Below are 14,841 nucleotides of genomic sequence, written 5' to 3' on the forward strand. Positions count from 1 at the left end.
CGTCACGACCGACCACGCCTATTGCTTCCGTCCGACGAACATGAAGTACGGAACGCGGCCGAGCGGCACATAGGGTACGCGACCGCTCGACTCCCTCAGAAAGTCCACGTCAAACCGCGACTTGAGGAGCGGCAGAAGATCACTCCCGAGGAACACGTTGTCGAAAGCGAACCAGGCTGGCCAGAAAGTGCGCGTCCACCAGTTGTGCCGCGGGCCTTCGTCCGAGCGGTACTTCCGCGAGACATAAAAATCGGTGACGCCGATCACGCCCCCCGGCCGCAGATTCGCACACGCCCGTTCAACCGCGGCAATCCAGTCGGGAATCATCGTCAGCGAGTAAGAGAACGTGACAACGTCCGCTGGCTCATCCAGTTCGAGGAGTACTGCGTCTGCTTTGCGAAGCTCAATGTTGGTCCAGCCATTCAATCGAATCCGCTCGCGGGCCACCGCCTGAAGTGAATCCGAAAGATCGACCAGAGTGACGCGGCGTAGGGCCGCCAGACGAGCGCCTGCGTGTGCAAGATTGCTCCCGGTCCCCGCGCCGATATCAATCCATGTGGATCCCTGTGTCAGCGGCAGACGTTGAATCAGCTCCTTTCGCCCGTGAAGCAGCCGCTCGCGAAAGTCGTCATAGCTCGACGCCTGTCCCGAATAGAAACTCTCCAACCGTTCGGCATGCGTCGCTCCCCGGATTGGATGAGCGACGAGATTCATCAGGATCTTCAGGTCGGAGGCGACGCCCATTAGAGGAGTGCAGGCGAGAGTTCTGGCTTAGGCCGGGCGATATGAAAGCTTCCATAGGTATGCACGCGGTCGTATCGATGCAGCAGGTCCGCGAGTTCACGATCGAATATCAGGCGTTCCGTCAGCGTCCCCGTACCGCTGCCAGAATCAATCTTCACTCGGGAGATGTAGTCCGTCGTGAGGCCTCCGCTGCGCCAAAGGAAGACGGCATTGGGCGTGGCCTGCGCGAGCAGTGCCTGCCATTCCTCTTCCAGGACATGGAAATGGTGCGAGCTCAGCCAATCCATGTGGTCGAGAAGCACGAAGCGTGATGCCTTCTGCTTCCGTGATTGCAGGTGGTCAAGCATCGTCGAAGTCTCAATGTGCAATCGTTCGATCAGTCCGGACTTCAACTGCCGGAATCCTGATTCCGTCAGATACTGTGGGCAGCAGTCGCGCGAGTAGGAGCCCGTCAGATACACTCGCCAGAAATAGTTGTCTCTGAGGGGGAGATCACAGAAGACGGCCTCGATGGCGTCCTCGATGAATCCAGCGACTCGACGCGGATGATCGCGTTCGACTTCTTCCCGCTGGGCTTTCGGAACGCCGAGCAATGCCAGGACGGAATCACGTCCAATCGCCCAGCGCAGGAACCGGTTCCAGAAGCGAGGTTTCACAACGGAGTGATAGATGTCGCGCTGCTCGCTGATCGAGTTGGCATTCAGAATCGCGTTGATCGCCGGGCGCACTTTGGCGACATTGTCGATGTACTGGTTCAGGATCCACGCGACGGTACCGCTGGAGCCTCGAAAGTAGAACGAATCGCGACGTCCCGATCCCGAGAACCAGCGAATGTGCCGGTCCCAGTAATCCTTCGCGAAATCGGACAGGCCCGTTCGCAGATGAGCCTGGTACAACCACGCGAATTGTGGATGCCGGCCAGTTCCGAAAAGCCGGAAAAAGTCTTCGTGATCGAGATTCCGGATCCCCTGGCGTTTCAGTTCGAGCAGCGCGTTCTGCCGCGGATTGATGTCGACGGCAGAGACTTCCGCCGGTCCGTCCAATAGGTATTCGAGCGCGTTGCAGCCTGCGGACGTGATGACGACCACACGGTCGCTGGCCGAGAGACGCAGTGCTTCGCGGTCCAGACGCGGATCTTCCCAGCAGGTGTTGTAGACCAGGTTTCCGCCATGCACGGCTCGAAACCACCGCGTCTGCATCCAGTCCAGTGGTCGCATCAATTGACTCCACTCATCGAGGCGAGTGATTCGAGTTCCATCGGGTCGGATTGCGAATCCGGTGTGTTGTCGGCTTCGGACGGTGACTCGATGCTCCAGGGGTGGTAGATCAGTTCAACGCTGCCGTCGGTGTATTCGACAAGTGCCGTGCAGCTTTCGACCCAATCGCCCGTGTTCCAGTAGTCAATGCCATTCCGCTCGCTCATCCTGGGCGTGTGGATGTGACCGCAGATCACGGCATTGCACCCATGCGACGCCGCATGTCGGGTAATCACATCTTCGAAGTTGCTGATGAAGCTGGTCGCCCGTTTGACCTGCCGCTTGATGTAGGCACTCAGAGACCAGTACCCCATTCCCAGCATCTGCCGGGCCCAGTTGAAAAGTCGATTGAGCGCGAGCAGGGCGTCGTAGCCGAAATCCCCCAGCATCGAGAGCCACCGATGGTGCCGGACGACCGTGTCAAACTGGTCGCCATGCATCACCAGGGCCATCCGTCCATCCGCGAGCCGATGAACGAACTCATCTGCGATCTCAATACTGCCGAAGCTGTCGAAGAAGTTTCGCAGGAACTCGTCATGGTTGCCGGGGCAGTAACGCACGATCGTGCCGTGCTTCATCATGCCGATCAGTCGTCGTACCAGGAACGAATACTCGTCGTTCCAGTACCAGCCTCGCTTCACCTTCCAGCCGTCGATAATGTCGCCGACGAGATAGAGGAACTCCGGCTTCTGATGCTTGAGAAACGAAAGCAGCGCTGCGGATTTCGTATGCCGGCAACCCAGATGAAGGTCGCTCAGAAAAATGGATCGCACTCGACGTCCGTCGGTCGACTCGCTGCGAGCTTCTTCGACCCAGTAGGCAGAACTGAGTCCGGTGATTCCATCGGCCATGCCCGAGATCCCACTCGTCGAAGATTCCATTCACCTTCGTTTGCGGGAGAGTATGGAGCTTCGCGATGAAGCGTTGATGGGCGCGGGATGAAAGTTTGAGGAACTCCCGGCCAGACGACGAGCCGCATTCACAGCAAACGAGCTGACGCTCGTTCTGGAAGGCTCATTGGCGGCTGCACGTGCAGTCATGCATAGCGCACGGCGAATCATGGTGCCTTCGGCCAGCGGAATCGGAAGTCAACGACGGCGAATTCCGGCTCTCGCTCCGAGGGCAAGCCTTACCTCGGAAAGAGCATCGCCACGGCAAGTCGGAACTGCCAGTCGGGACCACCGCTGGGGGACGCCAGATACGGTGCGAAGCGGCAAGAGACGTTCAACGGCTGTCCGAACAGCGGAAAGACGCGGCCAGCGCCGGGGCCAGCGACAATCGACCAGCGGTTCTTGTCATCCTGCTGCCAGTCGGCATTGGCCTCACCGATCAGGCTCAGAAAATAGCCCTTGGGCAGGTTGTAATTGAAGAACGGTTGAAACAGGAAAGGCTGACTGGCCCCTCGAGTGGTAAACATCTGGTTGACGAGGGCTCCCGCGACGATCGGCTTCGCCGAAATCAACCCCACGGCACAGACACCGGTTCCCCAGTCGTCGCTTCCCAGCGTCGGTTCAGACGCCGTTGGGAAGATGATGGAGGGACCGACACCCCAGGTGAATTCGGAGTCGTTCCGCGGACTGAAAAAGAACTGTCCGACTATGTTTCCGATGCCATCGGCCCGCTCATCAATGCCGATTGGGACGTTCTCGAAGGGAATAATCGCACGAGAAATGAGGTTCCAGTCCTCATTGAGCTTCAGCGGAACGACCGGTTGCAGATTGCCGATGTAGCGCGTTCTATCTTCAGAACCGATTCCGAAATCGAAGTTGTTCTGAATCGGAACGGACGCCAGATCAGAGACGGGATTCTGCGACTTGGACGCCAGGTCGCCTCCCCCTCCCTCGTCCTGTCCACGAAGGGTGAGGGCCAGATCGAGTGGAGGCCCCGAGGGGAGCCCCCCTGCCAGCCAGTCCGATTCAGACGATCCGTTCAACGCCATTTCGGCTGTTGGCTCGTCAGCGGCCAGGTGAGTGACCGCGCAGAACAGGAGGCTGTGCAGCAGAACCAATCGAAGCAGGCGTCGTCCGGACATGGAATCAGTCCCTGGCTGCAACACCGCACATGAAAGCCCTGAGTGGATCACTCCCTCATCAAGATCGGGTTCTGACGGCTCTGTCATTCGAATCAGACGTGCCGGTCGGCCGCTTTGAGCAAAGTCTGAGGATTGGAGGCGGTACAGATTGCCAGGTCCCCGTCTCCAGCCGTCGCCCGCCAGTTTCTCTAACCGCTTCGACCACCACTTCAATCGGTAGAAGCACCCCCGCAAGGAATTCCGCCGATGTTCTTGGAAGCTGATTCTTCGACCACAGTTCTCCGCGGAAGGAACCGCAATGCGGAAAGCTCGCAAGGCGTTCGCTGTTCTGTGCTGCGCTGTCGGCCTGGCCGCGACGCCCGCTGCGCTCCACGCCGAGGACTGGATCGCCTTTGTCACTCCCTGCCAGGACCTGAGTGCGTCCGATGGCGAATCACTCTGGGAACGCCCCCGACTGGCGGGCGATCTGTTCGGCCTGCGCAGCGGGCTCGAAGAAAAAGGGATCGGGCTGCACTTCTACGCCACGCAGTTCTATCAGGGCCTGGCCGCAGGGGGGAACGAGAGCGACTGGGAGTACGGCGGAAAGCTTGATTCGCTGATCGATATCGACGGGCAAAAACTGGGACTGTGGGAAGGCCTGTTCGTCAACCTGCATAGCGAGACGCGACTGGGCCAGTCGGTAAATAACCTCGATGGCCTGCTCACCCCCAGCAACATCGCGATGTCGTTTCCCGAGGCCGAGGGGAACGTAACGGCGCTCACCGGCGTCAAGATCACGCAGGCGCTGTCCCCTAATTTCGCCGTCTATGCCGGCAAGATCAACACGCTCGACGAATACCCGCTGCGGTACAGTCCGGCCCTGGGCCTGGAGCGGCCCGGCATTGGCGGGTTCATGAACACCTCGCTGGTGTTCAACCCGATCATGGCCCGCACGATCCCGTATTCGGCCTTGGGGGTGGGAGCGGCCGTGCTGTCCGAAGGCGAGCCGGTGTTTACGCTGACGGCCTTCGATCCCCAGGAACGCGCGACGATCGGGCTCCAGGACCCCTACGAACGCGGCGTGGTGATCATGCCCGACTTTGTTCTGCGTCTGAAGCCGTTCGACCTGCCGGGCGTCTACAACTTCGGCGGCGGATACAGCACGGCCGAGTATCGATCCGTCGATCCGGCCTCCTATCTCTTCCTGCCGGATATCGGTCTTGTCGGGGGAACGGAAGACGGCTCATGGGCCGCGTACGCCAACTTCTACCAGGCATTGTGGGCCGATTCGAAGGACGACACGAAGAGTTGGGGCGTCTTTGGTCAGTTCGGAATCTCGGACGGTAATCCCAACCCCATTCGGTTCGTCGCGAATATGGGCCTGTCGGGCCGCAGCATGGTTCCACACCGGCCCCTGGATACGTTCGGTCTCGGCTTCTTCTACCTGGGTCTGAGCGAAAACTTCAAAGACCTCGCGGAGCCGATCCTGCCGCAGCAGGATGAGTATGGTACGGAACTGTTCTACAACTACGCGGTCACCCCGTGGTGCCGAGTGACGGCCGATCTGCAGGTCGCCCGCCCCAGCACGCAGGGGCTGGACACGCCAGTGATCCCCGGAGTCCGAATGTCCATGATCTTCTGAGCAGTTTGCCTGACCGGAACTGCCAGCCAGTATGTCGGCCGCACAATCCGGATCACCGAGACATTCCTCAATGGCGGACAGGACCGACGCCGAAGTGATAAGCTGGATGAATCGGGCTTGGAATGGCTGATCACACCTGAATGCAATGACGGCGAATCTCTGGGCATCGCGAGGGCGGCGACGATGGACATTCGCATTCTTACCGCCGCCGTCCTCGCCTTCATTGCACTCGATCTCGCGGCGCAGGCGGCAAGTCCGAATCTGCGACCAGACACTGTCTTCGCCGATTCGCCAGATGCAACGCCCATCGTGACCTGCAGCCTGGAAGAGAGCTGGTCATTCTTCGGCTTGAACAGGCAACAAACTGAACCGACGCCTGGCACACAGAAAATCGAAGCCGAACCGCACGATGCCCTCGTCGACCGCTTTCTGCCTCGTTCGCCGCTTCCGCTGCCCATGTTTCAATCGCTGACGGAGGGGCTGGACGTCACGATGCCCCTCCCCGTCGGAGCGAGCTTCCTGTGGACCGAGATCGACCGGCATGTCGCGGTCTCGGACGTGCGTCTGGCCCTTGGCGGCGGCACGCCGACCTCCGTCGAACGCGTCAACGTTCCAACAACAACGTTTCACTCAACACCGAAGCTGGCCCGCATTGATGCATGGGTTCTGCCGTTCATGAACGTGTACGGCATCGTCGGACATACCGAGACACAGGGCGACGTGCGGGTCACAATCAACCGGTTTCCCCTGCCCGGGTCACCCCCGATTGAACTGATCGTTCCAGCCGACCTTCAGGGAACGACGGCCGGCTTTGGCGCCACCACGGGCATCGGCACGAAGAAATGGTTCGCGATGGTCGACGTCAACAACACCTGGACGAGTTTCGACAAGCTCGACTCGGCGTTGACGGCGCTGGTCGTCGCCCCGCGAGTCGGACTGGTCATCGATCAGTCGTTCTTCAAAGGCGAAGTCCACGTCGGCGCCATGTGGCAGGACACCGATCAGACCGTCGAGCTGACGATCGACCATCCGCTGCTGGGAAACGGTCTGCATGTCGAAGTGGATCAGTACGAACCGAACCCGTGGAACTTCCTGGTCGGCGGAATGTGGGCGATCGACGAACGACTGCAGCTGACCGTGGAAGGCGGCATGGGCGGGCGAAGCTATATCGTGTCGGGCATCACCGTTCGATTCTGAACGCGCCGACTTCGGAGGACGAAAACAACCAGAGGGCGGAGCAACGTGGTTGCTCCGCCCTCGATCGGTTCTCATAAACCCTTGCGAGAGTTTCTACTTACCAGCGCCCGTTGTGGAGAGGGCGTCGAGGGCGTCACCCGCGGTAAAGCTCGCCGGCTTCTGCCGGGGCGGGAACTCCTTGAACGTCGCGATCATGTTGGCCACGGCGTCCTGAGCCGGAACCATCACGTAGGCCCGGTGGTAGAACCAATCCTCATAACCGACGCCGTCATCCCCCTTCTCATAGGGATCGACCTTGAGATCGAAGAGAACCGGCAGACGCGTCTTGACGAACGGGTTCTTCCAGACGTCGAGCCCTTTCGCTTCCTGGATCATGAAGTGCACTTTGAACCGCTCGTTACGGAGCGCGAGCAGGTCGCCGTCGTCGCTGAAGTAGAAGAACGCCTTGCGGGCACTCTTGTCGGATTTGCCCGAGAGGTAGTCCATCTGATCGAAGCCGTCGAGGTGCACCTTGAACGACTTCTCACCCGCCTTCGTCCCTTTGACGAGCTGATCCTTCACATCCGGATTGCCGGCCGCGGCGAGCAGCGTCGGGAACCAGTCTTCCGAGGAGACGAGTTCCTTGTACACCGTGCCCGGTTTCACCACGCCCGGCCAGCGGATCATTGCTGGCACGCGCCAGCCGCCGTCCCAGTTCGTGTTCTTCTCACTCCGAAATGGCGTAAAGCCGCCATCGGGGAACATGCAGGTCATCGGGCCGTTGTCCGTCGTGTAGATCACGATCGTGTTTTCCTTGACGCCCAGCTTGTCCACGTAATCGAGCAGCTTGCCGATAATGGCGTCGTGCTCGACCATCCCGTCGGCGTAGAACCCGAGCCCCGTCTTGCCAAGGTTCTCCGGCCTGACGTGGGTGTAGTTATGCATCCGCGTGGTGTTGAACCAGCAGAAGAACGGCTTCTTCGCCTTGACCTGGCGGTCGAGAAAATCCGAAGCCTTGGCCAGCACTTCCTCGTCGACCGTCTCCATCCGCTTCTTGGTCAGCGGGCCCGTGTCGGTAATCTTGCCGTCCGAGGTTGATTGAATCACGCCGCGCGGGCCGTACTTCTTCTTGAACTCCGGATCCTTCGGGTAGTCAGAATTCTCCGGCTCCTCTTCCGCGTTGAGGTGATAGAGGTTGCCGAAGAACTCGTCGAAACCATGCGCCGTCGGGAGGAACTCATCTCGATCGCCGAGGTGGTTCTTGCCGAACTGCCCGGTCGCATAGCCAAGCGGCTTGAGCATCTCGGCAATGGTCGGATCTTCCTTCTGCAGACCCAGTTTCGCCCCGGGCAGGCCGACCTTGGACAGCCCCGTGCGGAACGGCATCTGACCGGTGATGAATGCCGATCGGCCGGCCGTGCAGCTCTGCTGGGCGTAGTACGTCACCAGCTTGCCGCCTTCTTTGGCGAGTCGGTCGATGTTGGGCGTGTCGTAGCCCATCACTCCGTTGTTGAACGCGCTGAGATTTCCGTAGCCCACGTCGTCACCGAAGATGACGAGGATATTGGGCTTCTTGCCGGCCTCCTGCGCCGACAACGTCGGCATGGCTGCCGTGAATGACAGCATGGCGGCCGCAAACAGGGCCAGGTGCTTTCGCATGATCTCGATCTCCTTTCCGGGAGTGGTTGAAGCGGGTTGATCTGACGAGGAGCAGGTCGATGACATCAGGGGCGCGTGAATGTCGACAAGAGTGAAAGAAACCCCAGCATCCCGCGTGGGAATGAAGGGGCGGTCTGACTCTGATGAACTTTCGACGAACGTCGGGGGGTGGATTGTTGCGTTCCAGTGTGAGTGACGTTGATAATCTCGAAGCAGTCATCGAATCGGCTATGCAGATTCGGCCAAATATCGTTCCTGCGGGCCGCGGAGGGGTGCGATGCAGCGAGTCTTCGCCGACTTCGAAGCCTTCGAAGAGGCGGTCCAGCATGCCGAGATCCGGATGACGCTGCTCAGACGTCCCCGGCCCCGCTGGGTCGTGGGCGGGCTGAACGTCGGGTCGATGCATCTCCAATGGGGCGCCACCGGCGGACGCATGGTGACTGAGGGGGCGGTCGTCCCTGGCGGCTATGCGATCTACATGCCGCTCAACCGTTTCGCGACAAATAAGGTCAACGGTCAGCAGCTCGATGCTGGATCGCTGATGATCGCCGGATCCGGATCGGAATTCTGTATTGCCGGCGACGATGCCTATGACTGGTGCTCGGTTTTCATCCCGGGCCGTTTCGCCGCCGGCGAAGACACATCGAACTCCGAGCCGCTTCGTCGCGGGTGTCGCGTCGTCCATGTCGGTCGCGATCCATTGCGCCGCATCCGCCGAATGGTGCGATCGCTGATGAGGCTCGACGCCATGCTGATCGGCAGCATCCGCCAGGCGGCCTGCCGCGTTGCCCAGGACGCGTTCCGGAATCTCGCACGGAACGCGATCCGCGCCGCCGGGCAGTCTCCCGGTCTCGTTCGCGGACGACCATTGGCGGACCGCCAGGACGTTCTGGAACACGCCAGAGAACACGGCTGCGAATGTTCGTTCGCCGTCCCGGAGATGGCGGCCTCGGCACACGTCTCAGAACGAACCCTCCGCCGTGCGTTTCAGGATTGGTTCGGAATCAGTCCCGCGCGATACTCACGGCTGAGGAAATTCCACCACGCCCGTGAAGCACTGCGGGTGGCCGATCCCTCAGAGTCCAGCGTGACGGAAGTCCTCGCGGAGTGCGGCATCTTCGAGTTCGGACGCTTTGCCGGTGAGTACCGCAGGTTATTCGGAGAGCTTCCGTCCCAGACTCATCTCCGTCTCTACGACTGAAACATTGTTGCCAGAGCCTTTCCTTCCCGGCCGTCGTTACACGCTTGCGGCTTCCTGAATCACGCGATGGACGTGTTTCAGGGTGACCGCCAGCACCACCAGAGCGCAACCGGTCGTCAGAAGGTCGACTCCGACAAACACGCCCACTGCCCAGAGCCCGGAGAGGGGCCATTGGCTCCAGATCATCCAGCCCAGAGCCATGGCGATGAGGCCGCTGATCAGCATGGCGATCCAGCCGGCGGCCGGCCTGTAGGAGAACGACATGATGATTTTCCAGAGGCCTTCGACGCCAAGAAACAGCGCCAACATGAGCGTCAGGGTTTCGAGCCCGAGGATCGGGTGAGCGAGAACCGCCAGTCCGGCCAGCAGGATCAAGGTTCCCAGAACCAAAGGGGCCGTCTTGTGAGTCCAGCCCTCGCTACGCACGCCCTGAAAAATCTGAGCGCCGCCCGCAACGGAAAGAATCGCCCCGATCACGATCACCACGGCCTTCCCGGCGACGGCCGGACTGACCATTGAAAAGCCCCCCGCAATCATCAGCACAATTCCGGAAAGCATCAGCCGGGTTGTCCCGGGCGTTCGTGAATCGTTCATAGATTTTCCTGTGATGTAACATCCATGGTGAGCATTCACTGCAGCGCAGCAACTCTGAAGATGCGAGGAACGTCACGTCCGCTCAACTGTGACGCTCATGATTGTTCCCTGAATCGCAGAGGGCGCGACATGTGCCTCCGAGAAGTTTGCTCCGAGATCGAGGATTCTCCTTGGCGGCGGGTCAGACCAGCATGTAAGCCATGCTCACTCCAGCCATTGGCGTCTGCTCGACGGTACTCACCGCCTTGGACACTGGACCACCAGTGGCATCCTGAACCGATGGCGCAACGATGATCGCCTTCGATCGAGGGGGAATCAGAGGCCGAAGCGACGTCGTATCGGGGATCGCGATTCAATACTGAACTCGCAGCATTCCTGATGAGTGATGGAGTATCGCACGTAAGAAAAGCGAGTCGCCATCTGCACTGTACCATCGTCTCTCAATGATTTGCGATGACAACGACGGCTGCCCTGCGTCCTGTCGCCACCGGACACAGGGCAGCCGTGAGAGAATCTGAGGACGACGACCCGACTCTCGGCACATCGCGTTGATGTTTTGACACCGTTGCTGGATGCTAACTGGTGACTGCCCTCCGAACAGGACCAGTTGGAGCCTATGCGATTCAGTCATGTCGTCCGAAACGAACGTTTCGACTTCCCCAATCTTCGGGATCTCCTGGCCAAGGCCAACGAGGAGAAATCGGGCGATCGTCTCGCCGGCGTGGCGGCAACATCGGAACGGCAGCGGGTCGCGGCGAAACTAGCCCTTGCAGACGTGCCGCTGAAAACCTTCGTCGACGATCCGGTCATCGATCCCGGCGTCGACGACGTTTCGCAACTCATTCTCGACACGCACGATCGCGCCGCGTTTTCCCCGTTCTCCTCACTCACCGTCGGCGAGTTCCGCGACTGGCTCGTCGCCGCCGACATCGATCAGCCTGTCGACTGGCCCGTGGTCCAGAAGGCCATCACGCCAGAAATGGCCGCAGCGGCCGCGCGGCTCATGAGCAACAAAGACCTGGTCACCGTTGCGAGCCGAATCCGTAACGTCACCCGCTGCCGTAACACGCTCGGCGAGCGTGGCGTTCTGGGCATTCGCCTTCAGCCCAATCACCCCGCCGATGACATCGGCGGCATCATCCTGACCACGGTGGAGGGACTGCTCTACGGCTGCGGTGACGCCGTCATCGGAATCAACCCCGTCACCGATTCCGTCGATTCCGTTTCCAGCATCCTCAGTAGCATCGATCGGTTGATCGCGAAGCTGGGAATCCCGACGCAGGCCTGCTGTCTCGCTCACGTCACGACGCAGATGCGATGCATGGAGCGCGGCGTCCCGGTGGACCTCGTCTTCCAATCCGTCGCCGGGACCCAGGAGGCCAATGCCTCGTTCGGCGTCACGCTGTCGCAGCTTCGCGAAGCCCGGGAGATGGCGATCGAGCAGCATCGGCGGCGCGACGTTCCCTGGATTGGCGAGCAGGTCATGTACTTTGAAACCGGCCAGGGGAGCGCCCTCTCCGCCGAGGCCCATCACGGCGTCGATCAGCTGACGCTGGAGGCCCGCGCCTACGCCGTCGCCCGCGCCTTCGATCCCTTCCTGGTGAACACCGTCGTGGGATTCATCGGCCCCGAGTATCTCTACGACGAGCGGCAGATCATCCGCGCGGGGCTCGAAGACCACTTCATGGGCAAGCTCCTGGGCCTGCCGATGGGCTGTGACGTCTGTTACACGAACCACGCCGAGGCCGACCAGAACTCCGCCGATAACCTGCTGGTGCTCCTTTCCGCCGCCGGGTGCAACTATTTCATGGGCGTCCCCTGCGGCGACGACGTAATGCTCAGCTATCAATCGACAAGCTTCCACGACGCTGCTGCGATGCGCCAGCTCTTCGGGCTTCGTCCGGCGCCGGAGTTCGCGGCATGGCTCACCAGGAATTCGCTGACGCTCGGCGACCACCCCACGGGTGATGACTCCGCAGCCGGCCGCAAACTGCTGGCCAGCGCCATGTCTCTCGTCGATCCATGAAAGGCTCCTGTGACTGACCCCGCTCCCGATGACGTCGCCAACGTTCGGGCTCATGACGCCAAGATGCTCGGGCGCCTGGGCTACAAGCAGGAACTCGCCCGGCGGATGTCGGGTTTCTCCAACCTCGCGATTTCACTCTCGATCATCTGCGTTCTCGCCGGCGGACTGACCTCATTCCACCTCGGTTACTGCAGCGTCGGGGGAGCGGCCATTGGGATTGGATGGCCCGTCGCCTGCATGATGTCGCTCGCGGTCGCCGCAGCCATGGCTCAACTGGCCTCGGCCTTTCCCACCGCCGGCGGTCTCTATCATTGGGCCGCCATTCTCGGCGGCCGAGGCTGGGGCTGGGTGACGGCCTGGTTCAACATCGTCGGCCTCGTCACCGTGCTGGCGGCGATCAACGTCGGCGCCTTCGAGTTTCTGACGAGGGCCTTCCTGCCGGACGTCGAGCCCGGCCTTTCCCTGCAACTTTCCATCGTCGGAGTCATCACGGTTTCCCAGGCGATCCTCAACCACCTCGGGATCCGGCTGACAACGCGCCTGACCGATTTCAGCGGCTACTGGATCCTCACCGTGTCACTGGTTCTCACGGTGGTTCTGCTTGCCGTCACACGGTCCTTCGACCTGAGTCGCCTCATCACCTTTTCCAACTTCAGCGGACAGCCGGCAGATTCTCCAGTCTGGCCCGGCACCGAATCGATCGCCTGGCTCTTCGCCCTCGGCCTGCTCCTTCCGGCCTATACGATCACGGGTTTCGACGCCTCGGCCCACGTCGCCGAAGAGACGCTGAACGCCGATCACACCGTCCCCGTCGGAATCCTGCGTTCCGTCCTCGTCTCGGGCATCGCGGGCTGGATCATGCTCTCGGCCATCGTTCTCGCGATTCCCGATCCCGCCGAAGCGGCCGCGCAAGGCAGCACGGTGTTCTTCGGAACGCTGCGTGCCATCGTTCCTCCAGTCGTCGTCCACTTTCTCTGCGGCGCCATCGTCGTCGCGCAGTATTTGTGCGGCCTCGCGACAGTGACATCCGCCTCGCGCATGGCCTTCGCCTTTGCCCGCGACGGCGGTCTCCCCTTCTCGAACTCACTGCGGACGGTTCATCCCGATCTGAAAACGCCCGTTGCCGCGATCTGGACAGTCTCCGCCGCGTCGTTTCTCTTTACCGTCTATTCGCCCGTGTACTCCACGATCACCGCCGTCTGCACGATCTCGCTGTACATCTCGTATGTCCTCCCGATCGCGATCGGCTTCATCGTCTACCGCAAGTCGTGGAAGCAGATGGGCCCGTGGGACCTCGGCCGCTGGTTCCGACCACTGGCGCTGGTGAGCGTCCTGTACTGCACCATGTTGATTGTCATCGGCATGCAACCGCCGAACGACAAGTCGTTCATCGTCCTGTCGGGCCTCTGCGTGCTTCTCCTGATCGGGTGGTTTCTCGCTGCGCGTCGACATTTTGTTGGACCGCCCCGCATCATGCAGGAGCTGCGACACGCTCGAATGGGTGCGTCATCCCTTCCGTCTCAAGTCCCGGAGGAGGCGACGACATGAACGACTCCCTCCTTGGACCATCAGGCCACCTCGCACCGCTCCTCAACAGAATCCGCGATCAGACGCCCGCCCGCCTGTTCCACGGACGCAGCGGACTCAGTTACCGCACATCAACCCAGTTGGAACTCCGGGCCGACCACGCCGCGGCCCGCGACGCCGTTCACACGGAACTCGTGCTCGAGCGGGATTTCCCGGAGGGCTTCTTTGCGAGCCGTCCGGTCGTTGAGGTGACGAGTCAGGCCGAATCGAGGCCACAGTTCCTTGCCCGCCCCGATCTCGGGCGACGCCTCGGTCCGGCCGCTCGAGAGGCTCTCGCGCAGGCCTGCCCGCGGCAGCCCGATGTCCAGTTGGTCATCGGCGACGGGCTCTCTTCCGCAGCTGTCATCCGACAGGTTCCGGAACTCCTTCCACGTCTGGACGCCCTCATCGCCGCCCGCGGATGGCGAAGCGGGCGACTCATTCTCGTCCATCGCTGCCGCGTGGGCGTCATGAATGAAATTGGAGAATGGATTGCGCCCGGCGTCGTCGTCCTTCTGATCGGAGAACGTCCTGGCCTGGCGACCGCGGAAAGCCTCTCGGCCTATCTCGCATACCGACCGCGCGAAGGGGACAACGATTCCCGGCGGAATCTCATTTCGAACATCCATGCTCGCGGCACGGGCCCGGAGACGGCGGCCAACCGCATTGCAAACCTGATTGACCAGATGCTGCTGCATCGGATCAGCGGATGTGATTTGAAGGAAGAAAGCAGTCAGAGGCTGATGGACGGGCAATTCCCCAGTATCGGGGATACGTTAGGCCGCCCGGACGTTCAACCTGCCCTCCGCGCTGGCGAAAACGTCCCGGCTCGATGTCAGGATCTCGCTGCGGCACGCGACGCAACCAATTTCCCAAAGGAAGGTTAAGGCCCAATGCCCCTTCAGGCATGCGAAGATTCTTCCCGATGCGCAACCCCTCCCGTCAGGGTGGAGAGTTCGTTCTTTG

12 protein-coding genes are annotated in these 14,841 nt (G+C 61.0%); 6 read left to right on the forward strand and 6 right to left on the reverse strand.

Features of this window, described 5'->3' with window-relative positions; all coding sequences use genetic code 11:
• Window positions 1–18: 18 nt before the first annotated feature.
• From Pan44_RS05305 to Pan44_RS05320, 4 genes are all read right to left on the reverse strand, one after another.
• Window positions 19–744: a class I SAM-dependent methyltransferase gene (locus Pan44_RS05305; protein WP_145027975.1), complete on the reverse strand. Its 726-nt coding sequence runs from the start codon at window positions 742–744 to the stop codon at window positions 19–21.
• Window positions 744–1,961, reverse strand: a complete 1,218-nt coding sequence (locus tag Pan44_RS05310) for a DUF3419 family protein (RefSeq protein WP_145027977.1) — start codon at window positions 1,959–1,961, stop codon at window positions 744–746. Before Pan44_RS05310 ends, Pan44_RS05305 begins: the two co-directional genes overlap by 1 nt.
• Entirely contained in the window at window positions 1,961–2,881 is a 921-nt protein-coding gene (locus tag Pan44_RS05315; RefSeq protein ID WP_145027979.1) for a UDP-2,3-diacylglucosamine diphosphatase, read from the reverse strand. The genes Pan44_RS05310 and Pan44_RS05315 overlap by 1 nt, the downstream gene beginning before the upstream one ends.
• Window positions 2,882–3,129: 248 nt before the next feature.
• Entirely contained in the window at window positions 3,130–4,032 is a 903-nt protein-coding gene (locus Pan44_RS05320; RefSeq protein WP_145027981.1) for a hypothetical protein, read from the reverse strand.
• Between the two features lie 298 nt (window positions 4,033–4,330).
• Between Pan44_RS05320 and Pan44_RS05325 the strand changes: the two genes are divergently transcribed.
• Both Pan44_RS05325 and Pan44_RS05330 read left to right on the forward strand, forming a co-directional pair.
• Entirely contained in the window at window positions 4,331–5,653 is a 1,323-nt protein-coding gene (locus Pan44_RS05325; RefSeq protein ID WP_145027983.1) for a carbohydrate porin, read from the forward strand.
• A 183-nt stretch (window positions 5,654–5,836) separates the two neighbouring features.
• The gene (locus Pan44_RS05330) at window positions 5,837–6,850 is read left to right on the forward strand and encodes a hypothetical protein (protein ID WP_145027985.1); all 1,014 of its coding nucleotides are present in this window, start codon (window positions 5,837–5,839) and stop codon (window positions 6,848–6,850) included.
• A gap of 93 nt (window positions 6,851–6,943) precedes the next feature.
• Here the strand turns inward: Pan44_RS05330 and Pan44_RS05335 are convergent, their stop codons facing one another.
• Complete coding sequence (locus Pan44_RS05335) at window positions 6,944–8,488, reverse strand: arylsulfatase (protein ID WP_145027987.1); 1,545 nt, start codon at window positions 8,486–8,488, stop codon at window positions 6,944–6,946.
• A gap of 277 nt (window positions 8,489–8,765) precedes the next feature.
• On the opposite strand from Pan44_RS05335, the gene Pan44_RS05340 reads away from it, so the two are divergent.
• Window positions 8,766–9,689, forward strand: a complete 924-nt coding sequence (locus tag Pan44_RS05340; RefSeq protein ID WP_145027989.1) for an AraC family transcriptional regulator — start codon at window positions 8,766–8,768, stop codon at window positions 9,687–9,689.
• A gap of 36 nt (window positions 9,690–9,725) precedes the next feature.
• On the opposite strand, the gene Pan44_RS05345 is transcribed toward Pan44_RS05340, so the two are convergent.
• Entirely contained in the window at window positions 9,726–10,283 is a 558-nt protein-coding gene (locus Pan44_RS05345) for an HdeD family acid-resistance protein (protein WP_145027991.1), read from the reverse strand.
• Window positions 10,284–10,899: 616 nt separating this feature from the next.
• Here Pan44_RS05345 and Pan44_RS05350 point away from each other — a divergent pair.
• The 3 genes from Pan44_RS05350 to eutC are packed head-to-tail and all read left to right on the forward strand — an operon-like array spanning window position 10,900 to window position 14,762.
• Window positions 10,900–12,309, forward strand: coding sequence for an ethanolamine ammonia-lyase subunit EutB (locus tag Pan44_RS05350; protein ID WP_145027994.1), 1,410 nt, complete (start codon window positions 10,900–10,902; stop codon window positions 12,307–12,309).
• 9 nt (window positions 12,310–12,318) lie between these two features.
• Window positions 12,319–13,857 (forward strand): amino acid permease, encoded by a 1,539-nt coding sequence (locus Pan44_RS05355; protein ID WP_197453879.1) that lies wholly within the window; start codon window positions 12,319–12,321, stop codon window positions 13,855–13,857.
• Window positions 13,854–14,762 carry an ethanolamine ammonia-lyase subunit EutC gene (gene eutC, locus Pan44_RS05360; protein WP_145027996.1) on the forward strand — a complete coding sequence of 303 codons (909 nt, stop codon included), beginning with the start codon at window positions 13,854–13,856 and terminating at the stop codon, window positions 14,760–14,762. Before Pan44_RS05355 ends, eutC begins: the two co-directional genes overlap by 4 nt.
• The last annotated feature ends 79 nt before the right edge of the window (window positions 14,763–14,841 follow it).

It is taken from the genome of Caulifigura coniformis (assembly GCF_007745175.1).
Taxonomy (GTDB): Bacteria; Planctomycetota; Planctomycetia; order Planctomycetales; family Planctomycetaceae; genus Caulifigura; species Caulifigura coniformis.

Coding starts and splice junctions, on each gene's coding strand:
- Pan44_RS05315 (WP_145027979.1), bottom strand. CDS start 2,881: ATGGAATCTTCGACGAGTGGGATCTCGGGCATGGCCGATGGAATCACC.
- Pan44_RS05335 (WP_145027987.1), bottom strand. CDS start 8,488: ATGCGAAAGCACCTGGCCCTGTTTGCGGCCGCCATGCTGTCATTCACG.
- Pan44_RS05330 (WP_145027985.1), top strand. CDS start 5,837: ATGGACATTCGCATTCTTACCGCCGCCGTCCTCGCCTTCATTGCACTC.
- Pan44_RS05325 (WP_145027983.1), top strand. CDS start 4,331: ATGCGGAAAGCTCGCAAGGCGTTCGCTGTTCTGTGCTGCGCTGTCGGC.
- Pan44_RS05350 (WP_145027994.1), top strand. CDS start 10,900: ATGCGATTCAGTCATGTCGTCCGAAACGAACGTTTCGACTTCCCCAAT.
- Pan44_RS05340 (WP_145027989.1), top strand. CDS start 8,766: ATGCAGCGAGTCTTCGCCGACTTCGAAGCCTTCGAAGAGGCGGTCCAG.
- Pan44_RS05305 (WP_145027975.1), bottom strand. CDS start 744: ATGGGCGTCGCCTCCGACCTGAAGATCCTGATGAATCTCGTCGCTCAT.
- Pan44_RS05320 (WP_145027981.1), bottom strand. CDS start 4,032: ATGTCCGGACGACGCCTGCTTCGATTGGTTCTGCTGCACAGCCTCCTG.
- Pan44_RS05310 (WP_145027977.1), bottom strand. CDS start 1,961: ATGCGACCACTGGACTGGATGCAGACGCGGTGGTTTCGAGCCGTGCAT.
- Pan44_RS05345 (WP_145027991.1), bottom strand. CDS start 10,283: ATGAACGATTCACGAACGCCCGGGACAACCCGGCTGATGCTTTCCGGA.
- eutC (WP_145027996.1), top strand. CDS start 13,854: ATGAACGACTCCCTCCTTGGACCATCAGGCCACCTCGCACCGCTCCTC.